This window comes from Burkholderia sp. BKH01, assembly GCF_025685725.1.
Taxonomy (GTDB): domain Bacteria; phylum Pseudomonadota; class Gammaproteobacteria; order Burkholderiales; family Burkholderiaceae; genus Burkholderia; species Burkholderia pyrrocinia_C.
The window spans coordinates 112880-137423 of record NZ_JAOTQT010000003.1 but is presented as its reverse complement, the minus strand read 5'-3'; the positions used below and the strand labels follow the sequence as shown (position 1 = coordinate 137423).

Below are 24544 nucleotides of genomic sequence, written 5' to 3'. Positions count from 1 at the left end.
AACGGAAGCATCGGCACCACGCGGCACTCCGCGGCGGCGACGCATTGCGTCGCTCGCAGGGCGGCGCACGCCATGTCAAATAAAACAGTAGCGAAGGATATATGCATACGGCACTCGAAGAGCGGCACTCCGCAGCGCCGCCGGCAGTCCACGGGCTGCTCGCACGCATCGTCGACATCACGCTGATCGCGGTCGGCGCGGCCGTGGCGGCCTGGTTTTTTCCCGGTAACGGCGTGGATCCGTCCAACGGCGTGGCGATCGTCGCCAGCACGGCAGCGTTCGCGATGGTCCTGTTCCCGGCGTTCGGCGTGGCGCGCACACCGCACCACCGCGCGAAATATCGCGTCGCAATCCTGACCGTTGCTGCATGGCTGCTCGCGCTCGCAGGCTCGGCAATCGTCATGTTCGCGATACGCGGCGCGTTGCCCGTGCCGCTGAACGGGTTCCTGTTCTGGGCGGCCGCGAGCGGCATCGCCCTCGTCACGTCCCGGCTCGTCGCATGCGCGTCACTCGAACGGATCGTCCATATGGGCGAACGCACCAGGCAAGTCGCGATCGTCGGCGGCGGCGCGCATTGCGCCGCCGTGCTCGAACGGATCGCGCAATCGCCGTCGGCGAGCTATCGCGCGGCAGCCGTGTTCGATCCGGATCGCCCCGCGCAACCCGGTGCGAACGGCATCGATGTCCTTCCCACGCTGGACGCATTCGCCGCGCACGTGCGGGCACATGCGATCCCGGAAGTCTGGATCGCGCTGCCGATCACCGAGACCGGCGCCGTCGTTCGCGTGCTCGATGCATTCCGGCACGACCTCGTGAACGTCCGCCTCGTGCCCGACATCAGCCAGCTCGCGATGTTCGACGGCACGATGGTCGAACTGGTCGGCGCGCCGGCGATCAACCTCGTCGCGTCTCCGCTGTCGCCGCGCGCGCTGGTTCAGAAGGCGATCTTCGATCGACTGTTCGCGGCGGCGGTGCTGGTCGGCACGGCACCGCTGCTGATCGCGATCGCGGCGGCCGTCCGGCTGTCTTCGCCCGGTCCCGTGCTGTTCCGTCAGCAACGCAAGGGCGCGGACGGCAAGACGTTCGCGATCTACAAGTTCCGCACGATGCGGATTCACGCTGCCGTCGACGGCAGCGTGCGACAAGCGACCCTCAACGATCCGCGCGTGACCCGCATCGGTGCGTTCCTGCGTCGCACGAGCCTCGACGAAATGCCGCAGTTCATCAACGTGCTGCGCGGCGAGATGTCCGTCGTCGGCCCGCGTCCGCACGCGCTCGAACACGACAACCTGTACCAGACGATCGTCGACGGTTACATCCATCGCTACCGCGTCAAGCCCGGCATCACCGGTTGGGCGCAAATCAACGGCCTGCGCGGCGAAACCGATCGCATCGAGAAGATGCAGCGCCGCGTCGAAGCCGATCTCCATTACCTGCGCAACTGGTCGTTCGCACTCGACATGCGCATCGTCGTCGCGACGATCACGCGCGGCTGGACACATCACAACGCGTATTGATCACGCATGAGGCGCCGCCACGCGACGCCCACTCCTGGAGAAAACCATGCCTATGGAATCCGCCGCAAACGCGCGGACCGGAGCCGCGCGCCCACGCGGCGCCCGCCTGTTGCCGATACTGTCTATCGCGACGCTCAGCGTCGCGCTGTCCGCCTGCGCGCTCGCCCCCGGCATGCGGATGGTCGAGCCGCTCCCGCCGTCCGCGGCGGATGCGCGGCCCGACGGTGAAGCGCCGCATTACGAGATCCGGAAAATCCGCCCCGACCTGATTCGCCAACTGAAGGCGCAGGCGGCAAAGCAACTGGCCGCGCAAGTCGATCTGCTGACGACATCGCCCGGCGCATACCGGATCGGCGCGGGCGACGTGCTGCAAATTACCGTATGGGATCACCCCGAGCTGGCAGCCGCGCAAGGCGCGGCGACGCCGAACGCGCCGCACGCCGCCGATCCCGTCACCGGGTTCGTCGTCGATCAGGCCGGCAACCTGGCGTTCCCGTTCGCCGGCCGGGTGCACGTCGCGGGCCTCACCGCGGACGCCGCGCGAACGCGCGTCGTCGATGCGCTCGCGCGCGCTTACCGCAATCCGCAGGTCACGCTGCGCGTCGCGTCGTTCCGTTCGAAGCAGGTCTACATCGACGGCGAAGTTCGCGCGCCCGGCAACCAGCCCGTCAACGATGTGCCGATGACGCTCTACGAAGCACTCGGCCGCGCGGGCGGCCTGAATCCGGCAGCGGACCAGAGCCGGATGACACTCGTGCGCGACGGCGTCTCGCATCCGCTCGACCTGACGCAGATGCTGCGCCAGGGCCGCAATCCGGCCGACATCGTGCTCGCCGCCGGCGATCTGCTGCATGTGCCGAGCCGCAGCGATTACGGCGTCTACGTGATGGGCGAGGTCAACAAGCCGTCGCTAGCGCTGCCGCTGCGCGACGGCGGGCTCACGTTGTCCGACGCGCTGTCGCAGGCCGGCAGCGTGAATCCGAACACGGCCGACGCCGCACAACTGTTCGTGATCCGCGGCTCGCAGACCGACAGCCCGCAAGTGTTCCACCTCGACGCGCGCTCGCCGGTGTCGATGGTCCTCGCGAACGAGTTCGAGCTGCAGCCGAAAGACATCGTCTATGTCGACGGCAACAGCCTCGTGCGCTTCAGCCGCGTGCTGAGCCTGCTGCTGCCTGGTGTCAACTCCAGCGCCATGGCCGCGGCGCTCGCCATCAAATGAGCGCGCTCGCCACCTTGCTCGTCGTGTGCGTCGGCAACATCTGCCGCAGCCCGATGGCGCAGGCGCTGTTCCGCGCGCGCCTGCCGGGCGTCGACGTGCAGTCGGCCGGCCTCGGCGCGCTCGTCGGGCATCCCGCCGAGCCATTCGCCGTCGCGCTGATGCGCGAGCGCGGCCTCGACATCGCCACGCATCGCGCGCGCCTGCTGACCCCGCCGCTCTGCGCGCAAGCCGACCTGATCCTGACGATGGAGCGCCAACAGAAGCGCGCGCTCGAGCGCCGTCATCCGTCGCTGCTGGGCCGCGTGTTCATGCTCGGCGAATTCTGCCCGGCGCCGGGCCACGCACGTCCGGGCTTCGACGTGCCGGATCCGTATTGCGGCACGCGCCCGTTGTTCGAGCAGAGCCTGCGGCTCATCGAGCACGGCGTCGACGACTGGTGTGCGCGCCTCGCGTCAGCCACGCAGCCCATCGCCTCGGCAGACGCCACCTCGCAGCCGCCTGCCGTTTCCTCACGATTTCCGGACTGAACCGATGATGTCAAGCTCTCCCCCTCCGCGCATGCCCGAGCATGCCGACGAGATCACGCTGGCCGGCGTGATCGACACGTTCGTCTCCCATCGCTGGCTGATCGCGTGCGTCACCGCCGCATGCGTCGGCGCCGGCACGCTGTACGCATTCCTCAGCCATCCGCAATACCAGGCCGACATCCTGCTGCAGATCGAGGACAGCGGCGACACGTCCGCCGCAAAGAGCCTGCTCGGCGACGTGTCGTCGCTGTTCGACGTCAAGTCGACGGCCGCGGCCGAAGCGCAGATCCTCGCTTCGCGGCTAGTCGTCACGCGTGCCGTCGACGATCTGCGCAGCTATATCGACGTGCAGCCGAAGCGCTTTCCGGTCGTCGGCGATTTCATCTCGCGTTTCAACCCGGACGTCTCGCGCCCCGGCGTGCTGGGCCTCGGCGGTTATGCATGGGGCAACGAGCGCGCCGATCTCCCCCGCTTCGACGTGCCGAAGCCGCTCGAAGGCGACCGTTTCGAACTGACGGTGCTCGACGGCGGGCGCTACCGGCTGTCGGGGCCGGGCCTCTCCGCGCCTGTCGTCGGGCAGCATGGCCGGACGGAAACGTTCCGCACGGCGGATGGCGCGCTCGTCGTCGAGCTCGCTCGCGTCGACGCGCAACCCGGCACGCGCTTCACGATCGTGCGCCAGTCGCGCGCGGAGACGATCGACACGCTGCGCCGCACGCTCGACGTACAGGAGAAGGTCAAGCAGTCGGGCGTGATCGTCGCGACGCTGCGCGGCCCCGATCCGCAGCGCGTGCAGGCCACGCTGCAGGCCATCGCGAGCCACTACGTCCGGCAGCACATCGAGCGCCGGTCCGCCGATGCCGCGCAGTCGCTGGCGTTCCTCAACACTCAGCTGCCGATCCTCAAGAAGCAGCTTCAGCAAGCCGAGCAGCGCTATACGGACATGCGCAACGCGCACGGCGCAGTCGACCTGACCGAGGAAGCGAAGCTGGTGCTGCAGCAGACGGCCGACGCAAAAACGCGCCTGCTGGAATTGCAGCAGAAGCGCGACGAGATGGCCACGCGCTTCGCGTCCGGCCACCCCGACATGATCGCGATCGACGCGCAGATCGGCACGCTGCGCCGCCAGCAGCAGGACGTCGAACAGCAGGTGAAGCGCCTGCCCGATCTCCAGCAGAACGCATTGCGGCTGATGCTCGACGTAAAGGTCGACACGGATCTGTATACCGCGCTGCTCGGCAACGCACAGCAGCTCGAGCTGGTGAAGGCGGGCCGGACCGGCAGCGTGCGGCTCGTCGACGCGCCGACCGTGCCCGACGAGCCCGTTCGCCCGAAGCGGACCATCGTGATCGGCGCGGCCGCGCTGTTCGGCTTCGTGCTCGGCGTCGGGCTCGCGTTCGCGCGCGATTTCCTGTTCGGCGGCGTCGACAGCGCCGACGAAATCGAGCGGCACCTCGGCATCAACGTCTACGCGACGATTCCCGATTCGCAGGAGCAGCGGCATGTCGCACGCCGGATGGCCGCCCACGCGCCGGGCCCGCATCTGCTGAGCGTGCGCGAACCGCACGACGCGGCGATCGAAAGCCTGCGCAGCCTGCGCACCGCGCTGCGCTACGCGATGCAGGGCGCACGCAACAACGTGCTGCTGCTGAGCGGCCCGGCGCCTGGCGCGGGCAAGTCGTTCGTGTCCGCGAATTTCGCGGCGCTGCTCGCCGCGAACGGCGCACGTGTGCTGCTCGTCGACGGCGATCTGCGCAAAGGCTATCTGCACGACTATTTCGGCGTCGGGCGCGAGCGCGGCTTCGCCGAGATCGTGTCGGGCGACATCGTGTCGCACGACGCGATTCACGCGAGCGTCGTGCCGAACCTCGACTTCATCTCGACCGGCGCGTTGCAGCCGAACCCCGACGTGCTGCTCGCCGACGAGCGGATCGCCGCGCTGCTCGACGAATGGTCGGCGCGCTACGACGCGGTAGTCATCGATTCCGCTCCGATTCTCGCGGTCGCCGACGCGGTCGTGCTCGGCCGGCATGCCGGCGCCGTGCTGCTGGTCGCCCGCGCCGGCGCGACGCGTCTCGCCGAACTGGGCGAAGCCGCGCGACAGCTCGCGCACAACGGCATCGCGACAGCCGGCGTGCTGCTCAACGGCGTCATCCCGCGCGCGGGCCGTTACGGCGGCCGCTACGGCGCCTACCGCTATACGCGATACGGCGACGCGCCGCGTCGCGAAACCCATGCATCGCCGGCACGCCGCGCACTGCGTGCGCTGACGGCACGGCTTCGCCAAGGAGGCTCACGATGAGCGACACGATCGATCTCGGGCGCAACGCGCGTCCCGCCACGGACGCCCCTCGAGCGCCCGCCCTCGCACGGCCGCCCGGCCCCGCACGCACGGCGCCCGGCCAGCATCCGCGCCTTCGCATCGCGCTTGTCGTCGAAGCCGCGGGCGGCGGCGTCGCCGCCCATCTTGCCGATCTGATCCGCGGCCTGAGCGCTTGCGACGGCGTGGAGCTGCATCTGATCGTTCCGCGAGGCCCGCGATTCGACGCATCGATTCTCGATGCGGGCGTGCTCGCGCATTGCCGGTCCGTTCACGCGGTGCCGATGCGGCGCGCGGTCGGGTGGCGCGACGCGATTGCCGTCGCCAGGCTCTACCGGCATCTGCTGCGCATCGGTCCCGACATCGTGCACAGCCACAGTTCGAAGGCCGGCGCGATCGCACGCCTGTGTATCGGCCCCTGGCGGCAGGTCTATACGCCGCACGCGGTGTATACGCTGAATCCGTCGCTGCGCGGCTGGCGCCGCCGCTTCTACGGCACGGTCGAACGCGTGCTCGGCGGCCAGCTCTCGAGCCGGATCGTCGCGGTCTCGCGCGACGAGGCGGCGCATCTGCACGACGCGCTCGGCATTCCGGACGCCCGCATCGACACGATCGTCAACGGCGTGACGCAGCCGCGGCTGATACCGCGCGACGACGCGAGGCGCGCGCTCGGCCTGCCGCGCGATGCGGTCGTGGTCGGCTTCGTCGGCCGCCTCGAGCATCAAAAAGGCGTCGATCGGCTCGTGCGCATCGCGCGCGGCGTCTATCGACGGTGCGGCCACGCGGTTCAGTTCGTCGCGATCGGCCCCGGCGATTTCGACACGGCAGCCGGCCCCGACGCCGACGACGTGCCGCCGAACCTGCGCGTCGTCGGCGCCGTGGACGGCGCGAATCGCTACTTCTCCGCGTTCGACCTCTTTGCGCTGCCGAGTCGCTATGAAGGCTTTCCGTACGTCTGCCTCGAGGCGCTGGCCGCGCGCGTGCCGATCGTCGCGTCGAACGTGGCCGGCGCGGCCGAGCTGATCCGCTCGCACGACATCGGCCTCGTGGTGCCGAACGACGACGATACGACCGACTTCATGCGTGCCGTCGTCACGCTCGCCGACGACCCGGCGTTGCGACGTGGAATGCGCGCGAATTGCGCGCACGCACTCGAACACTATTCCGCCGCCGCGATGGTCCGGCGCACGCTCGCGCTCTACCGCAGCGTGGTTCACCAGGAGCCGAAATGATCCCGACTACCCACGTTGCGCTGCTGCATGCGTACAGCGCGCGCAATTCCGGCGACGGCCTGCTGGTCGATCTGTCCGTCAGGCTGCTGCGCGACGCATTCGGCGATGCGATCCGGATCTCGATCGTCGCGGCCGATCCGGCTTCGTTTCCCGCCCATGACGACGTCAGCGGAGCGCCCGTGCTGGCCGACCACGGCGCGAGCCGGATGACGGGCGCGGCCCGCTTCGTGCTGCCCGTCCGCGCGAACGGGCGGCTGCACGACTTGCGACGCCTGCTCGACCGCGTCGATCTGATCGTCGGCGTCGGCGGCGGCTATCTGCGCGCACGCAATTGCCGCGAGGCGCTGAAGCTGGAGGCCGGCCACCTGCTGCAGATGCGCGCGGCGAAGGCCTCGGGCAAACCGGCCGTGTACCTGCCGCAAAGCATCGGCCCCGCGCGGCCGGCGTGGCCCGTGGGCACGCACCTGCGCCGCCTGCTCGCGTCGTTCGACACGGTATTCGTGCGGGACGACCGCTCGTCAGCGTTCCTGTCGGCCAATGCGAACACGCGGCGCGCGCCCGATCTCGCGGTGCTCGATTTCGAGCGCCGCAGCGACACGATCCTGCAGCGGGCCGCACGCACCGGCGACGGCGTGCGCCACATCGCATTCGTACTGCGTCGTCCACCGGCGTGGAGCCGCTTGCAGTGCGCGCGTTACGCCGCGTCGGTCGCGCGGCTGATCGAGCGCGTCCGCCCGCGCTGCCGCGTCTCGTTCGCGGTGCAGAGTGCCTGCCGCGGCAACGACGACGCCGCGTACTACCGCGACATGGGCATCCAGGACGCGCTCGTGCCGCTCAAGACGCTGCTCGCGCACGACGTGCCCGACTGGGTCGTCTCGGTGCGCCTGCACGGCGCGCTGGAATCCGTACTGCAAGGCGTGCCGGCGTTCCACGTCAGCTACGAGCGCAAGGGCTTCGGCGCTTATGCGGACCTGCATCTCGACGACTGGGTCGTCAACGGCGCGGCGTTCGATCCGGACGCGGTCGCCGACAAGATCCTCGCCGACGGCTCGGCAACCGCATTCTGGCAGTCGGCCCGGACAGGGCTCGACCGGATTCGCACCGCGCGCGAACACGTGGTCGACGCGTTGCGCGCGGCTCGATACGCATGACGATCCGGACGCTGCCCATGCTCATTCGACTCGCCCTCAGATTCGCCGCGCTCGGCCTGAAATTCGGCCTGACGATCGTCATCGCGCGCACGCTCGGCTTCGATGCGGTCGCCGTCTACGGGCTCGCGGTCGCCGTGTCCGTCGTCGCATCGAAGGTGCTCGGGCTCGGCTTCAGCACGGAACTCAACCGTCGACTGAGCGCGAGCGACCCGCTGCCCGCGATCGGCGAGGCGCGCAGGTTGGGCACCCTGTTCGGCGGGCTTTATCTGCTGGCCTGCACGTCGCTCGCGATCGCATCGCTCGCCGTCTTTCCGGCCGGCGAATTCGGCCTGTCGACGCGCGTACTCTGGTGCGTCCTGCTCGTTGCGCTGTCCGAACACGCGGCATTCGAAACGAATGCATGGATGTTTTCGCTGCACCGCCCGCGCATGGGCTCGTTGCTGCTGTTCGTCCGCACCGGCGCATGGGCAGGCATCGCATGCGCCGGCCTGCTTTCCGGCGCAGTGCGCTCGATCGAAGCCGTATGCGCGCTGTGGTTCGCGTGCAATGCGTGCGTCGTGGCCGTGTCGTGGCAACGCATCGGCGTGCTTGCGCGCCGGGCCCGCCACGCGGGGCAAATCGCGCGCGCGCCGGCGGCCCGCGCCATGTTCGAGGTCTGGCTGCGCGGCCTGCCGTTCTACGTGGCAGGCGGGCTGCTGTCGATCCTGCAGTATGCCGAACGCTTCGTCGCCAGCGGCCACGTGAATGCCGACGCGCTCGGCCGCTATGTTTTCGCGTGGTCGGTCGCCAATGGCGTGCAGACGGTCGCATTCGCGGCGGTCGTCGCCACGGCCGCGCCCGGTTTCGTGCGCGTGCTCGCGGTCGATCCCGCCGAATTCCGTCGTCGGCTTCGCCGTGCGGTGGCGGCAAGTGCGGGCCTGGCGGCATTGCTTTCCGTCGCGATCCTGATCGTGCACGACGACCTGTTCCGGCTCGCGAACGAACGGCCCGGCGCGCACGAGGTCGCGTTGCTGGCGGTGTTGCTCGCGTCGTTCGTGCTGCGCGCGGCCGTCGACGTGCTGTGGGCGGCCGCGATCGCGTTGCGGGCCGGCGTCGCCGTCATGCTGGCGATGGCAGGCGTCGCGGTGGTTTGCGTGCCGGCCGCGTGGTACCTGATCGCGGGTTACGGCACGACCGGCGCGGCACTCGCGCATCTGACGGCCAGCATCGCGATCGTCGCCGCGCTGGCGACGATCGTCCCGCGCGGCGAGCGAATCCACGCGGCCGGCGCGATCCGGAGGAGCGTATCCGATGCTGCATAAGCTGATTGACGCAGGGCCGATCCTCAGCCGCGGATTGACCCGCGCGATCGCGGCGCTGGCCGTGCTGCTCTACTGGATCGTCTATGCGAAGGCCGGCACGTTCCTGCCGGAATACGTGTTCCGCGACGCGGAGAAGATCCAGAGCCAGATCAGCGGATCGAGCAGCTACGACGGCACCTCGTTCGACGCCGTCGCGAAGCTCTACGCGATGCTGGGCATCGGCGGCACCCACGCGTTCACCGCCGCGGTCGGCGCGCTGTTCATCTGCCTGATGATCGCGCAGGGGCGCCGCATCGGTTCGCTCGCGGCGAGCCTCGTGCTGCTCGTGCCCTGCGTGTTCTTCAACCTGTTCGTCGCGAGCAAGGACACGCTCGTCGTACTGATCGCGATCGTGCTGGCCAGGGTCGCGCAACGCCGCCCGGCGCTCGTCGCGATCGCGGCTGCGGTCGTGCTGTACGGCGCCTATGCGGCAATCGTGCGCAGCTATTTCGCGCTGATTCTCGTGATCGCGCTCGCCGTGCTGCTGTTCCGGCGCGGCACGTGGCGCCGCAGGACGCTGCTGACGCTCGCCGCGCCGCTCGTGCTCGTGCTGCTGCCGAATGACGCGTATTACCTGCTGCTGCATCCGCGCGACATGGCCGCGGACTACCTCGCGTACGGTTCGCCGTACGGCGCGCGCACCAGCTTCCACAATCCGGTCGCCCCGACGTCGTTTCTCGCGTTCTGCATCGATTACCTGTACGCGACGCTGCGGCTGAACCTGCCCGTGCTGTTCTCGCCCGGGCCGAAGGAAATCGCGATGCAGGGGTTTGTCTGGATCGCACTGGCCGCCGTGTGGCGTCGCACGCGTGGCGAAGGCCAGCTAGCCTGCGACGTGCTCGCGTCGCTCGTCATCGGCCATGTCGCCGTGTCGATGCTGTTCGAGCCCGATCTCGGCAGTTACACCCGCCATTTGTCGAGCGTGTCGCTGCTGTGCGCGATGCAGTTCGCCGGCGTCGCGCGCCTGGTACGCCGGCCGGGTCGCCCGGCGTCCATGCCGGGCGCCGGCGGCGTCGTCGCAAGCGGCGTCGAAGCGGACGCGCCACCGTCCGCAACCTTGCCTTCGCGACGCTCGGTCCGGGGGGGCATGTGAGCGCGAACACGCGACGCCAGCCCATCTACCTGAACATCCAGTGCGCGCGGGCGCTCGCCGCGCTCGCGGTTGTCGCCTATCACCTGCACGTGCTGCCGCCCGGGCAGGCCGGTGTCGACGTTTTCTTCGTGATCAGCGGGTTCATCATGTCGTGCGTCGCGCCGCACGATGGGCGCGATTTCCTCGTGAAGCGCCTGATCCGGATCGTGCCAGGGTTGGTGCGAAAACGAATATGGGGCGAAAACTAAAGGACGTCCTATAGAAACGTGATAAATACTAAACCTGAAATCCGATCCGTCCGAGCAAATGACGCGAATCGCCAGCATGTCCAAATGATCAATTAGGGCGACAGAATCCTTCCACGACATTTCGTGCGACTGTTGCAGCGAGGGGCCGAGCCATGCGTTCGTGACTACGTTTGCCCGGACGGTGCAGGCATGTCGAAAAGGCGCTGCACGGCGCGAAGCCCGGCACCTTCGAACCGACGATCGATACTCCGGCCTATTTTCCCGCCACGCGCGAGCCCGGCTCGTCATCCGCCAACAGCCGTCCGAGTGCCAGCCGTACTGCTTCCTCGGTCGAATCCCACACGCATTTCAATGCTTCCGGACCGCCGTCCCGCATCGCGTGTTCGGCGCGTGCACACGCGTCGCGCGCGCCGGCGTCGCCCGCCAGCGCGAAGCCGCCGCGCATCGAATGCAGTTCGATGCGAAGCGTATCGGCGTCGCCGCTCGCGAGCCCGTCGCCGATCGCCGCGAGCGAATGCAGCGTCGCGTCGTGCAGCGTACGCCGCACTTCGTCGGTCATCGCGGGCGCGACCAGCACTCGCTCGTGCGCCGGTGCGGGCGATACCGCGTCGCGTCCCGCATGCCGCCGCAACGTCGCATCGAGCGTCTCGATCGACAGCGGCTTGAGCACGACCTCCGCCACGCCGACCTGTTCGCAGCGCCGGCGATCCTCGTCGGTCGCGTGCGCCGTCATCGCGATCACCGGCACGCGCGCGCCCTGCTCGCGCAGGAAGTTCGCGAGCGCAAAGCCATCGAGTTCCGGCATGCCCAGATCCGTCAGCACGACGTCGTACGGCCGCTCGAAGAACGCGCGCATCGCCTCGATGCCGTTGGATACGATCGTCGCGTCGTAGCGCAGCGCGTCGAGCTGGTCGCGCAGCAATGCACGGCTTGCCGGATGATCCTCGGCAACGAGCACGCGCAGCGGTTCGTCATCGTCGGCCTCCGCGCCAGCCTCCGCACCCGCTTCGGATTCCGCGTCTGCTTCGTACCCGCGCGCGGTATCCGCGAATGTTCCGGGTTCCGGCGCTTCGTGTCGCCAGCCGGACGGCGCTTCGGGCAGCGGCAACGCCGCCACGAAAACCGTGCCTTCGCCAAGACGGCTGTCGACGCTCAGTTCGCCGCCCATCAGCGTCACGATGCGCCGACACAGCGGCAGCCCGAGCCCCGTGCCGCCGAAGCGCCGGTAGATCGACGCATCGGTCTGGACATAGACGTCGAACAGGGTCGGCAGGCTGTCTTGAGGAATGCCGATACCCGTATCGCTGACGGCGATTTCGACGCCACGGCCGGCCGAGCCCGCCTGTGCAAGCCGCACGTCGATCGTCACGCCGCCTCGCTTCGTAAACTTGATCGCGTTGCTGACGAGGTTCGAGACCAGTTGCCGCAGCCGGGTCGAGTCTCCCACGTAACCGTCGGCGAGATCCGAGGCAATGCGGCACGTCAGCGCCAGGTTTTTCGCATCCGCGAGCGGGCGGAAGATCGCGGCCACGTCGTTCACGACACGACGCAGGTCGAACGGAATGCTTTCGAGCACCATCTGGTTCGACTCGGCCTTCGACAGGTCGAGCACGTCGTTGATCACGCGCAGCAGCGCATCGGACGACGACATGATCGTCCCCAGACGGCGCCGCATCGGCGCCGCCATCTGTGCGCGCTCCATCAATTCCAGGTTGCCGATGATCGCGTTGAGCGGCGTGCGGATCTCGTGGCTCATCGTCGCGAGAAACGTCGACTTCGCCTTGTTCGCGAGCTCGGCGGCTTCGCTCGCCTCGCGCAGCTTCTCCTCCGCCTGCTTGCGGGCCGTGATGTCGAGCAGCGTGCACAGCAGCACGTCGATCCCGCGATACCGGGTGCGCACGATGTGCGCGTCGAGATAGACGGTGCCGGATCCCGCGCGCTCGACGGCCAGCTCTCGCGTGACGCGCCCACGCGCGTTGCCGGCTGGCGCGCCGTCCCGGTACGCGCGCCACAAGCGCTTGCCGAGCGGCTCGCCCGACACGTCCCGCTCGTACGCGATCAGCGCGTCGTTGCGCACGATCGCTTCGCCGTCGACGAACGACAGCAGCACGAGCCCGGCCGGCGCCGTGCGGATCAGCGTCCGGTTGAGCGCCTCGCTTTCGATCAGGCGAATCGCCCGCCGATTCGCCGGGCGCAGCGCCCGCCTGTCGAACGTCACGATTGCAACCCACAGCAGCCCGATTGCGAACAGCCCGCAACCGATCGTTACGCTCAGGCTCAGCGCGATGTCGCTCAGCACGCTGCGCCACGAGAAGGTCGCCATCACGACCTCGTCCGACTCCGGTATCCGGTCGCTGATGAGGAAGTTCACGCCGACGCGATGTGCGGCCGTTTTCCAGTCACGCTGCTGACGGGCAAGTTCGAGCGCGCGGGCCACCATCGTGCTGGCGGGTTGCCGGCCGATCAGGAGATTGCCCGCGGAATCGATGAGCGCATAGTCCTTGCCGGCTTCCGGCGAACGCAGCATCTCGTCGATCTGCGGCCGGCTGTTGATGACGAACGAGGCGACCAGCCCGCCGTGCGCGCCATGCACGCCTTTCACAAGCCGCAGCAAGGAGCGCCCGAGCACCGGATCGAATCGCCGATCAAGCACGATCGCGTCGCTGCCGGGAGCGGTGGCGAGCGTCGCCGGCACGGACTCGCCGTCGTTCTTCGGCCGCAGTTGCCTGATCAGCGCCTTAATGTCGAAACCGGCCGGCAGCGCGAGTGCTCGCTTTGCCAGCGGGTACCCCGTCGCAATGAGAAAATCGCCGTTCGGATCGATCAGATAAGCGGACAACCCCGGATCGGCCGATTGCGGCGGCGGCAGGACGCCGGTCACTTCGACCGGTTCCAAAAAACGCGCGAGGTAGGGCAAATGAGTGTTCGACGCATCCGTCGACGGGATGTCGGCGAATGCGGCGATCGCCACTCGCCCAGTTTGCCCGACGAATATCTGCCTGCCGCGTTTGCCCTCGAGTGGCCCAGCCAGGCTCGGCGAATTTTCGGCGACGCTCGCCCAATGCAGCTCCATGTCGCCGACATAGCGATTCTGCAATGCCTTCATGACCTCCAGTTCGGCCACGAGCCCGGCCTTGCGCTCCATGAACTCGACACGAAAACGCTCGAGGGACTCCTGGACGTCGAGCAGCAGAACGAGTGCCGCGCACACCAGAATGAACACCGAGATCGCCGCGCCGCTTGCGTACAGCAGGAACTGCTGCTGCCGCCGGACGCGCCCCGGATCGAATGGCTTGCGCACCGCAACGGCGGCGTGAGATACAAGTCTTTTCAGCTTTGCAGGCATGTTCTATCGATCTCGTCGCTCGCGGCGGGGAATACCGCATCATTCGCCGATACCGGCGCATCGGCGTCCTGAAAAGCAAAGTAACCGCGTCGCGCCGCGGGCGTCGGCCCACGCGCAATGCGTCACTTCGGCGGCATCTGGCCCGAAGCCGATCCGGAGCGGCAGCCAGCCCCCGCGATCGTCATGTCGGCAACGCATCGCCGTCGGACGCGCCCGCGAGCTTTTGCTCATCGTTATAGCGGATCAGATCCGCGTCGCGAACGATCCCGAGTTTCTTCATCGCGCTCGACTTCTGCGAACTGATGGTCTGCTTGCTGCGATGGAGCTGCGCGGCGATCTCGCCCACCGTGTAGCCGGCGCCGAACAATCGGACAACCTCGATCTCGCGCGTCGTCAGCGCGCGAGTGGTGGGCTCGGATTCGACGTCCTGCAGGGCCTGCTTGATGAATGGCGACATGTAGTTCGCACCGACGTACGCGGCATGCACGGCGCCGATCAGGTGCGAGATCGCGTCCGACTTGCTGAGGATGCAACTCACGCCCTGCTTGTGGATCGCGCGCAGCACGCTCGGATTGTCGATCATCGTGATCGTCACGATATGCAGCGCCGGATAGCGGCGCTGCAGGAACGACAGCAGCACGAGCCCGTCGCCGTACTTGCCGCCCGGCATCACATAGTCGAGCACGAGCACATCGCTCTGCTGCGCGTCGAGCGCCGCGACCAGGTCCGTCGAGTTCGAAACGGTGCCCACGAGCTTGATCGTGCTGTTGCCTTGCAGCGCCTGCGACATGCCGAGCGCGGACGCCGGATGATCGTCGGCTACCATCACGCGCACAAAAAATTCGTCCATGTTCCTGTTTCCCCGAGGCTTTTCAGTCACGCATCCGGTCCCCCGCCGCAACGGGGAGCATGCTCGCGCCATCGTGTCGATGGCTGGCCGTATTCGGCGCACCGGACAAATAGTGCCTCAATTTTAAGATAAATCCCGGTTTGCCCTGCAATCGGCGCGGGCCACGCGGCGGACGGTGTGCGCCGGCGTCAGCGCGCGCGACGCGCACGACGTGTCCGCGCGACCGCGCCGCGCAGATTTGCCGAAGCGCACGACCGCTTGGCGCCGTTACGGGATGCCGGCCGCGCTCACGCGTAGCGCGGCCGTGCTGCAACCCGGCGCGCTATTGGCGGTTCGAATCGCCGGGCAGGTCATGCGGGTTGCCATCCACCCTATGTTTCCACTCGATAAGCGTACGTCGCCGCTGAACCGGCGACATGAGCAAGAACTCGTTCATCATCGTCAGGAATTCCCGACGAGACTTCTCAGAAAGTGCGGCGAAATCGAGCAACAGTGCGAATATCTTCCCTACATGGCGCACGATGTTCCCCTCCAGTATTGATTTGAAATCTGCCGCGCGACGTGCGTCGGCACCCTGCCGTTGTTGTTGTCTCGAATACGCGTTGATACGTTCGATGCAGTCGGTTACTTGTCATGCAATTCCGTTTCATGATGGGTTTGGCCCGCCGGGCAAGCGGCCACGCATGCGTCCTGCGCCGACGTCGCGGCCCGTCGCTGCCATGCATGCGCAAGCGCGCCGCGCAAGTGCTGGAGTGTCACGGGCTTTGTCAATACGCGCCGGACACCGGCCGTCGTGCAGCGGTGCATGCCTTCGGGCGTCAAATGTGACGTCACGACGAGTACGTCGCACGCGGCATCGACGCCGCGTGCCGCCTCGGCCAGTTGGTGCGCGCGCATGTCGGGCAGATCCCCGCCGATCAGCAGCACGTCCCAGTCGTCGCTGGCCAGCGATTCGAGCGCCGCGCGCCCCGATCCGACCTCGGCTGCCGTGCAGCCGAGTGCGTATAGTTGCTCGCTGAAAATCGAGCCGTTGATGGTTTCGTCGTCTGCGACGAGCACGCGCAATGCGCGACTGCCGTGCGCGGTCGCGTCGCGCGACGTTGCGGCCGTCGCCGAATCGCGAGCATGCGAAGCGTCACGCCGCGGGCCGTCGCCCGACACGGCATCGATCCCGCGGTCATCGCCCATCTGGCCGCCGAGCGCCAACGCGGCGCGCAAACCGCGGAGCGAGTAACTCGACACGCGTACCGTGTCGCCCGCGCGATACGGTTCGAGCGGGCCGTCGGGTATCGCGAGAATCAGCGGTGCGCAATCGCTCAGGCTGTTCAGATCCGCTCGCGACCACGTGTCCGAATCGCCGAACAGCACGACCGCGCCGCGTCGTGCCATGCCGGCCGGCAGACTCGACGGGCTGTCGTACACGCTGACGTCGAATCCCCATGCATGTAGATGCGGCAATACAAAATCGCACCATTCGGGATGCGCGGCAATCAGCGCCAGCGCGTGTGCGCGAGCCGCGCGCGGCCGGTCGAGCGCGACGATGTCCATGCCGAGCGGCAGAAGCACCTTGAAACGGCTGCCGACGCCCGTCTCGCTCTCCACCGTGATGCGGCCGCCCATCGCAGCGACGAGCCGGCTGCACAGCGCAAGCCCGAGGCCGGTGCCGCCGTAACGCCGCGTGATCGACGTGTCGACCTGCGAAAATGCCTTGAACAACTTGTACCGATGTTCGGCGGCGATGCCGATGCCGGTATCCTCGACCTCGATCGACAATTCGGGGGCGTCGTGCCCCCCGGCGACGACAGCAACTCGCACGGTCACGCGGCCCGTATCGGTAAATTTGAGCGCGTTGTTCACCAGATTGCGGAGCACCTGCGCGAGCCGCGTCGGATCGCCGCGCATTTGCTGCGTGCTGCACGCATGGATTTCGCAGAACAGTTGCAAGCCCTTCGCCTTCGCGATCGTCGCGAACGCGTTCAACTCGCGCTCGACCGTCTCGATCACGTCGAACTCGATCGATTCGACCGACATCGCGCCGGCCTCGATCTTCGAGAAATCGAGAATGTCGCCGACGAGCGCGAGCAGGCTCGTCGCCGACGCCCGCAGCGTGTGCACGCGGTCATGCTGGACCGCGTCGAGCGCCGAGCGCTCGAGCAGTTCCAGGTTGCCGAGGATCACGTTCAGCGGCGTGCGGATCTCGTGGCTCATCGCCGTGAGGAACGACGATTTCGCCGCATTGGCCGAATCGGCCGCGCGCACGGCCTCTTCCAGCTGCTGCACGAGCTGCCGCTTGGCAGTCACATCGGCAACCGCGGCGATCAGCACGTCCGTGCCCTGATAGCGAGCGCCGCACGCAATGAATTCGAGGTGCTGCCGCGTGGCTTGCACGTCGCCCAGCAGCAGGTCGTCGTGCTGCACGCCGCCCTCATCGCCGCGCGCCTGCCAGGCGTCGACCACCTGGCTCGACAGCGCGTGATAGTCGCCGCCCATGCGCTCGACCATGTCCGTCAGCGCCGGGCTCACCAGCATGAAACGCCCGTCGTCGCGCGCGATCAGCCCAAGCCCGATCGGCGCCATCTCGATCACGCTGCGGCACAGCGCTTCGCTGTCGAACACGCGTTGCGAGTGCGCGTAGAGCGGCACGAACTCTCGCCGATGAAAGCGCAGCAGCAAACCCCACATGACCATGAGCGCGAGTAGCGTCGCGGCGCCGAGCGTACCGGCCGAGCGCGCGACGCCGGCCGCGATGTCGGTCCACGACAGCGCATAGGCAAGCGTCCAGCCCGTCGATTCGAGCTTGCCGTGAAACAGCAGGAAGCCGTCCCGGAACACCGGCGCGCTCGACGACGACGCGCCGCCCCGCCACGGGTTCAGCTTCAGCAGGCTTTCCACGCGGCCGGTTTCGCCCGCCGTGGGATCCATCGTGACGAGCTGGCCATCGGCCGTCGTGATGTAGAACATGCCTTCGGGGCGATAGTCGGCGAGCCAGGACAGCAGGTAATCGGTCGGATATTCGGTGACGAGCACCGCGAACGGCTTGCCGTTGTCGCGCGCCTCGGCCGCGAGCCGGATGCGCGGCTGCCCCGACACGGGATCGGTGAACGGCGCCAGCCAGCGCACGTGCGGGCGTGCATCGGCGATGCCTGGATACGGGCGCTCGAAATCGACGCGCAGCGCGTCCAGCACGCGCGCGCGGCTTTCCGGCGAAACCAGCGCCGGATCGTCGCGGTTCCGATGGGGTATCAGCGCGAACAAACCGGTGCGCGTGCTGTAGTGGTAGCCCTCCAGCGTGCGCCCGCGATTGATCGAACTGGCCGCGCAGATGCGTGCCAGCAGGACCGACAGCGACAGATAGCGCGCGACCTCGGCCCGATCGCCGGTTTGCCCGGGCACGCCGACGACGAGCGACGGATGCGGACGGGTCGCGACGCGCTGGTCGTTGAGGAAGAATTCATCGACGACCGCCGCCGGCACATCGCTGGCCTCCTGCCAGATCAGTTGCGCGTTCGCGACGCCGTTGCGGAACGAGGTTTCGCTCACCTGGATTTCGTTGAGCGTCTGCTCCACGCCGTTCAGGTAGCTGCGCCGCGCCCCCTCGACATAGCCCGAGACGATCGACGCCATCCCGAGACCGCAAGCGATCAGGACAAGGACGGTGACGACGATGCCGCCACCGAACACCGAAATGCTCTGGTAACGACGAAGGGATTGAAGCGGGCTCTGCGACATGGCGCGCGGCGACGATCGCGAACGCAGCCGGAACAACGCTGTTCCGACATCCGTGATCGTCAGGGGAAACACTTGGAAAAAGGGGAGTTCCGATCATGCCAAAGGCCCGCCGGGGTGTCCGCATCGTACGAACCATTTCGTACACGTCAAATCGAAAGGCTCAGCACTTTCGGACTTGAACGAACTTTAACGCGGTAAATCCGGGTCGGTCGTTTCGCGTTGCGTTGACAGATCGTTCGGCGGGTTAGCCGCTCAGGCGACACAATTGGCTGGAATTTTTTGGGATAGCCCGGTCGCGTGGCTACCTTGATGCTAACGACGGCACTGAATACCGACAGCCCCGCGATTTTCCGGCCGTGCCCGGCTCGCCGCCAAAGGAAAGGGTTCTTCGCGGATCGACGTGAAGAACCCTTGAAAAGCATCGTTGCGACGAAGACCGAACCGGCGATGGCGCACGTGCCGCCATCGCCGGTCGGCCAACCCGTCCGGCACCTATGCCGAACGGGCGTCGGATCGAAGTCGCGACAACGCGACGCGCCCGGGAGGCGGGCGTCACTGCAACGAACCCAGCCTCCCGGAACGGGACCGATCAGTTCCGGATTGAGCCGAAATTGCGGCCCGCGAGCGGCACCGCCGCCGCGTTTCCGCTCACGCCATTGCCGCGCATCCGGCCGAAGTTGACGCCGGCCAGCCCGCCATAGAGCTGGTCGTAGCCGGCCGTGTAGGCAACAAGGCTGCTCGAGTTCGAATAATCGACGTTGCCGAAGTTTTCGCCTGCCACGCCGCCCAGCCGTGCATTGCGCCCGCCGGACACCGCGCCCGACGACGACGACGCCGCGATCTTGCCGTCGTTCTTGCCGACGAGGCCTCCGACCGAACTGCCATCGCCGCCCTTCGCCGAACCGAAGGCGTCGGACGCATCGATCGATGCAATCGTGAAGTTATGGCCGACCAGGCCGCCGACGTAGCTACCGGCGCCCGAAACGACGTCGCCCGACGCGCTCGACGACGACACGCTGCCCCAGTTGAGTCCGACCAGGCCGCCTGCCCTGCCCCCGCTTCCGGCGACGTTCACGGCCCCGCTTGCGCGGGCGCTCGCCACCTTGCCGAAGTTCATGCCGACGAGCCCGCCTGCGATGCTGTCCATGCCCGCGGATACGTTGCCGTCCGCCGAGGAGGCGGCCACGGTGCCGTGGTTTTCGCCGACGAGACCGCCTGCCTGGCTCTGCGCGCCGACCTTGACCGCGCCGTCGGCCGACGAACCGTCCACCTTGCCGAGGTTCGAGCCGACGAGCCCGCCAGCCTTCACGTTGTTACGCCCGTCCACCCTGCCATGTGCGCTCGATGCGAGTATCTCGGCATCGCCCCTGTTACGGCCGACGAGGCCGCCCAGTTGGCTGTCGGCGCCCGTCGAGACGTTGCCGTTCGCAGTGGAGGCGCTGATCGTGGCTTCGTTCAACCCCACGAGCCCGCCTGCCACCGCGGCGTTGCCCGCCTGAACGCTGCCGTTTGCCGTCGACGCCACGATCGTCGCACGGTTGACGCCGGCGAGCCCGCCGACCACACCCGATGCACCCGCAACGACTTTGCCGCCAGCCGTCGACGCGGCGATCTTGCCGCGGTTTTCCCCGACCAGGCCGCCCGCCGTGCTGTTGTCGCCCACGATCACGTCACCTGTCGCGGCGGACGCCTCGATCAACGCGGCGTTGTAGCCGACGAGGCCGCCTGCCGTCGCGTCATGACCGCCTCGTACGCTCGCGGTCGACGAAGAGGCCTCGATGCGCCCCGCCTTGTCCCCGCCTTCGTTGAAGCCGACGAGGCCGCCGACGCGCGCGCCGCGGGCCAGGGCGCTGACGCTGCCCGCTGCCGTCGACGCCGTGATGACGCCCCGGTTGATCCCGACCAGACCGCCCGTATCGCCGCCCGACCCGATGACGCCGCTCGCCCCGCTGATGACCGTTACGTCGGCGTGGCTGTTGCTGATGGTCGCGTCGCGATAGTCCGGCCAAAGGGACGTGCGGTTTTCGCCAGCCAGACCGCCGACGTACAGCGCGTCCTTGCCGCCTTCAACGCGGCCCGAAACGGAAGCGCGATCGATCCGTCCGCTGAGGTTGCTGCCGACCAGACCACCGAGGATCGCGCGGCCATAACCGGTCACCACGACATCTTTCGCCTTTACGTTGGTGATGTCACCCGTGTTGTAGCCGGCCAATGCGCCGACGCTGACCGGCGACCTCGTGTACCCGGCCGGCGCACGCGCCGTGATTTTCTCCAGCCCGAGGTTGGCGATGCGGCCGCTGTTGACCGCAAACAACCCGACGACCGCACTGTCGGGATTCGAGACCGACAGGTTGCGGACGGTATTGCCCAGGCCGTCGAACACGCCACCGAACGCCGCACGATCGCCGCCGAGGCTGCGGAATTGCGAACCGCCGCCATTGATCGCGTTACCCAGCACGTAACGGCCCTTCATGTCGCCGTCGACGGCGCGCAGCCCCGCGAGATCGTGAATCACGCGATACGCTTCACCGTTCGCCGAGAACGATGCATTGCGCCCCGACAGCGTGACCACGGCGTCGTCCGTCAGCGTATGGCCGCTGCCCGAGTTCAGCGCCAGACTCGCGTTTTCGCCCGTCAGCGTCACCTTGTTGCCGACGCGGATCTGTTGCGCCGCGTTCATCGTCACGCCCGCGTTCGCGCCGCTCGCCGTCAGCGACTGATTCAGGTCGACGCTGCCCTTTTTCGACGTCAGCGTCAGCGCGTTGTCGCTCGCCCAGTTCACCGCGTCGCCCACCGTCAGGTCGCCCGACGTGTTGGTCAGCGCCACGTTCGTCGTGCCCAGGTTGCGCGACAGCGTCTCGCCGTCGATCGCCACATCGGCGTTACCGCCGACCGACGCGTTGGCCGCCTCGATCGTCCACAGGCCGGTACGGCCCGACGCCGCACGCGTATCCACCTGCACGTCGCGCGACACCGCCACGCGCTCGCCGCGCGTCGTCACCGTGCCGCCCGCCGTCGATGCATCCTGCGCGCTCGCGTCCAGCTTCCCGCCGACTTGAACGTCGCCGCCGTCCAGCGTGATCTTCCCGGCGCGGCTGCTCAGGCCCTTCGCCTCGATCGTGCCGCTGTTCCTGACCACCGAACCCAGCAGATCGCCTGCCGCGCGCGCCGTCATCAGCACTTCCCCGCCGTCCGCCTTCAGCAGGCCGCCGTTGTGCGCCTGTGCGTCCACTGCCCCGCCTTCCACCTGCAGGTTCAGCAGCCCGTTGCCGTCGAAGTTCACGTTGAACGCATTGCCCGCGCCCAACGCCACGCGACCCATCTGGGCACGGATCACGCCCGTGTTCGACACCCGCGCACCCAGCAGCGCGACGCTGCCGCCGTCCGCCGCCGTGATCGTTCCGGCGTTCTCCACCGACTGGCCCGACGTCCCCGCGAACCGGTAGCGACCGGCCAGGAAATCGGCGTCCGACAGGTTCTGCGTCGACGCCACCAGACCGCCCACGTTCACCTGCGCGCCCGCGCCGAACATCACGCCGTTCGGGTTCACCAGGAACACGCGCCCGTTGGCGTCCAGCTGGCCGTGAATCTGGCTGCCGTTCGCGCCGACCACCCGGTTCAACGCGATCGACTGGCTCGTCGGCTGCCGGAACGACACCCGCTCGCCGCTGCCCACGCTGAAGTCCTGCCAGTTCGTGATCAGCTTGTCCGTGTGCTGGTTGATCGACATCGTCTTGTTGTCCGCCGACTTCGCGATGTCAGCCTGCCCCGACATGATCTCGCCGCCCGTCGGCAGCGCGTATGCTCCCGACGCCGCCGCCAGCCCCAGCAGCGACACGCCCGCCGCGAGCAGGCGCTTGCCACTGCCCGACTTGCCGCGACGGCGCGCCGTTTCCCCGACTGCGCACCAGCCACCCTGTGCTTCATTCCACACCAGTGAATAGGCCTTGTTCATTTTGGTATCCTCTTCAATCTGCCTTATAAAACCCGCCCTGCCGGACGGACCGATCATGCGCGCTCAGAAATACTGAGCGGCCTGAACCCATACGCTCGGCGCGCGGGTCGGCGAGCCGAACGCCGCGCCGAGCGGCCATGCGGCCGTCAGCGTCACCTGGCGCTTCGCGCCGAGCCAGCTCGCGCCGACACCGCCGGCCTGCATGTGCTGCATGTTTCGCCCTTGCGTCCACGGGTACTTGTCGGCCTGCACGCGCCCGGCATCGACGAACGTGCTGACCTGCCATCCCGGCGCGACGAGATAACGCAACTCCGCGCTGGCCTGCCAGCCCTGGTCGCCGCTGCCGGCGCCGAGCGCATAGGCGCGCACGCCGTACGGGCCGCCGAGACTGAATTTCTCCGATTCGTCGAGATTGCGCGACGCGAGCTGCGCGCTGAATTGCGTGTACAACTCGAACCGGCGCCCAAGCGCCTGCACCCGCAGCGCGCTCACATTCAGCTTCGTAAAGCTGCCGATCGATTTCTTCAGCGCATCCGCTTCGAACGGATCGTTGCTGCGCAGCCGCCCGACGCCGAACATCACCGAGAACCCGTTGCGGCCGCCACCCAGCCAGCCGTCCTGACTGTTGCCGCTGACGCCGAAGGTCCACAGGCCGACGTTCTTGTCGCGCCGAATGTCGAACACGCCATAGTCGTCGCGCAGGTTCTTGTTTTCGTACTGGATCTGCGCGGTGACGCTCAGGTTTCGCGCGCGCACGAGCGGCTGCGTCACGTACGCGGTCTGCACGCTCGCACGCCCGCTGGAATCGAGATCCGAGAACGCTCCGCCGAGCCGGTAGCGCAGCGACGAATACGCAACGCCGACTCGCGTCGACGCGGGCCCGACCGGTAGCTGGTAGCCGGCACGGTAGTAGCGCTGCAACTCGTTGCTGACGAGCCCGCGCAGGCTCAGGCGATCGCCGAGCCGCAGCGGTGAATTGACGTCGACGCTGCCGCCGACACGGTAGCGCCCGAGCGCTGCGTCGCCGAAGTTGTCGAATTCGAGCGATCCGGACGCGAACGGCCCTTTGTCGGCGTCGACGACGAGATCGGTGGTGCCGGGCATATCGCCCGGACGCAATGTGCCGCGCGCGGCGACGCCGGCCAGATCGTCGAGCAGCAACAGGCTGCGCTCGAGATCGGACCCGCGTACGACATCGCCAGGATGCAGCGCCGAGAGCGGCTGGCGCAGCGCGGCGCCGAGCACGCGCGAATGATTCTGGATCGTGATTGCGCCGTAGCGTCCTTCGGCGATTTCGATACGCACGACGCCGTCGTCGATGTCCTGGCGAGGCAGATAGGCGCGCGCAAGCACGTAGCCATGGCGGCGATAGTAGGCAGTGATGCGCGCGGCGGCGCGTTGCAGGTCGGCGAAACCCAGCGTGCTGCCGGCGAGATCGGCGACGAGCGACTGCAACTCGTCGTTGCCGAACACGGTATTGCCGTCGAGCGCGAATGCGCGAACGAGCACGCGAGGCCCCGACTCGGGCGCGCTCCCGGCGGCCTCTTCCGACGGCGCGATCGTCAGCTCGGGCGCGGTTTCCGGCGGCAGATCCGGCCGCGGCGTCTCGATATCGCGCATCGCTCGCCCCGCATCCGGCACTTGCGCATGGACCGGCTCGAACAGGCTCGCGGCACCGCCGCAGAGCAGCGCCACGCACATTGCGCGGCGGACCCACACGACCACGCCGACGTCGCGCAGCACCGCACGCGAACCAGCCTCGCGCGACCGCGTCGCTTCGACGCTACCGATGTCGGCCCGACGGCGGTCGACGACTTGCATAGGATCTACCCACATGGAATACATTCGGACCTGACCGGCAAGGCACTTGCCGGCTGTGACTCAATCGCCGAATGCTACAGACAGACATTCCGCATGTATTTAGATCACGTACGAAAATTCGCGACAGAATTGTTGGTTGCTGGCGCAACCGTGCGACATGCCCGAATGGCAAAAACGGCTTTCGCTTTATCGA

The 24544-nt window shown here is 67.8% G+C and carries 15 protein-coding genes; 10 read left to right on the top strand and 5 right to left on the bottom strand.

Annotation, left to right across the window (positions count from 1 at the left end):
* Positions 1-101: 101 nt before the first annotated feature.
* Genes OEJ37_RS06235 through OEJ37_RS06195 form a run of 9 tightly spaced genes read left to right on the top strand, consistent with a single transcriptional unit; the run spans position 102 to position 10650 of the window.
* On the top strand, positions 102-1517 hold the full coding sequence (locus tag OEJ37_RS06235) for an undecaprenyl-phosphate glucose phosphotransferase (protein WP_263343554.1): 1416 nt from the start codon (positions 102-104) through the stop codon (positions 1515-1517).
* Positions 1518-1569: 52 nt separating this feature from the next.
* On the top strand, positions 1570-2739 hold the full coding sequence (locus OEJ37_RS06230; RefSeq protein WP_263343853.1) for a polysaccharide biosynthesis/export family protein: 1170 nt from the start codon (positions 1570-1572) through the stop codon (positions 2737-2739).
* On the top strand, positions 2736-3266 hold the full coding sequence (locus OEJ37_RS06225) for a low molecular weight protein-tyrosine-phosphatase (RefSeq protein WP_263343553.1): 531 nt from the start codon (positions 2736-2738) through the stop codon (positions 3264-3266). Before OEJ37_RS06230 ends, OEJ37_RS06225 begins: the two co-directional genes overlap by 4 nt.
* A gap of 4 nt (positions 3267-3270) precedes the next feature.
* Complete coding sequence (locus OEJ37_RS06220) at positions 3271-5568, top strand: polysaccharide biosynthesis tyrosine autokinase (protein WP_263343552.1); 2298 nt, start codon at positions 3271-3273, stop codon at positions 5566-5568.
* Positions 5565-6818: a glycosyltransferase family 4 protein gene (locus OEJ37_RS06215; protein WP_263343550.1), complete on the top strand. Its 1254-nt coding sequence runs from the start codon at positions 5565-5567 to the stop codon at positions 6816-6818. Before OEJ37_RS06220 ends, OEJ37_RS06215 begins: the two co-directional genes overlap by 4 nt.
* Positions 6815-7969, top strand: coding sequence for a polysaccharide pyruvyl transferase family protein (locus OEJ37_RS06210; RefSeq protein ID WP_174416755.1), 1155 nt, complete (start codon positions 6815-6817; stop codon positions 7967-7969). The genes OEJ37_RS06215 and OEJ37_RS06210 overlap by 4 nt, the downstream gene beginning before the upstream one ends.
* A gap of 17 nt (positions 7970-7986) precedes the next feature.
* Positions 7987-9270: a polysaccharide biosynthesis protein gene (locus OEJ37_RS06205; RefSeq protein WP_263343549.1), complete on the top strand. Its 1284-nt coding sequence runs from the start codon at positions 7987-7989 to the stop codon at positions 9268-9270.
* On the top strand, positions 9260-10402 hold the full coding sequence (locus tag OEJ37_RS06200; protein ID WP_263343548.1) for a hypothetical protein: 1143 nt from the start codon (positions 9260-9262) through the stop codon (positions 10400-10402). The genes OEJ37_RS06205 and OEJ37_RS06200 overlap by 11 nt, the downstream gene beginning before the upstream one ends.
* Entirely contained in the window at positions 10399-10650 is a 252-nt protein-coding gene (locus OEJ37_RS06195) for an acyltransferase family protein (RefSeq protein ID WP_317891520.1), read from the top strand. The genes OEJ37_RS06200 and OEJ37_RS06195 overlap by 4 nt, the downstream gene beginning before the upstream one ends.
* A gap of 253 nt (positions 10651-10903) precedes the next feature.
* On the opposite strand, the gene OEJ37_RS06190 is transcribed toward OEJ37_RS06195, so the two are convergent.
* Together OEJ37_RS06190 and OEJ37_RS06185 are read right to left on the bottom strand one after the other, a co-directional pair.
* A complete protein-coding gene (locus OEJ37_RS06190; protein ID WP_263343547.1) occupies positions 10904-13996 on the bottom strand; it encodes a hybrid sensor histidine kinase/response regulator in 3093 nt (1030 codons plus the stop codon).
* Positions 13997-14177: 181 nt separating this feature from the next.
* Positions 14178-14846: a response regulator transcription factor gene (locus OEJ37_RS06185; RefSeq protein ID WP_263343546.1), complete on the bottom strand. Its 669-nt coding sequence runs from the start codon at positions 14844-14846 to the stop codon at positions 14178-14180.
* A gap of 274 nt (positions 14847-15120) precedes the next feature.
* Between OEJ37_RS06185 and OEJ37_RS35050 the strand changes: the two genes are divergently transcribed.
* Positions 15121-15387 carry a hypothetical protein gene (locus OEJ37_RS35050; protein WP_411859239.1) on the top strand — a complete coding sequence of 89 codons (267 nt, stop codon included), beginning with the start codon at positions 15121-15123 and terminating at the stop codon, positions 15385-15387.
* An 83-nt stretch (positions 15388-15470) separates the two neighbouring features.
* Here OEJ37_RS35050 and OEJ37_RS06175 read toward each other — a convergent pair whose 3' ends face one another.
* The 3 genes from OEJ37_RS06175 to OEJ37_RS06165 all read right to left on the bottom strand — a co-directional run bounded on the left by OEJ37_RS06175 (position 15471) and on the right by OEJ37_RS06165 (position 24231).
* On the bottom strand, positions 15471-18575 hold the full coding sequence (locus tag OEJ37_RS06175) for a hybrid sensor histidine kinase/response regulator (RefSeq protein WP_263343543.1): 3105 nt from the start codon (positions 18573-18575) through the stop codon (positions 15471-15473).
* A 589-nt stretch (positions 18576-19164) separates the two neighbouring features.
* The gene (locus tag OEJ37_RS06170; RefSeq protein ID WP_263343851.1) at positions 19165-22530 is read right to left on the bottom strand and encodes a GLUG motif-containing protein; all 3366 of its coding nucleotides are present in this window, start codon (positions 22528-22530) and stop codon (positions 19165-19167) included.
* Positions 22531-22593: 63 nt separating this feature from the next.
* Positions 22594-24231 (bottom strand): ShlB/FhaC/HecB family hemolysin secretion/activation protein, encoded by a 1638-nt coding sequence (locus OEJ37_RS06165; RefSeq protein ID WP_263343849.1) that lies wholly within the window; start codon positions 24229-24231, stop codon positions 22594-22596.
* Positions 24232-24544: the final 313 nt, after the last annotated feature.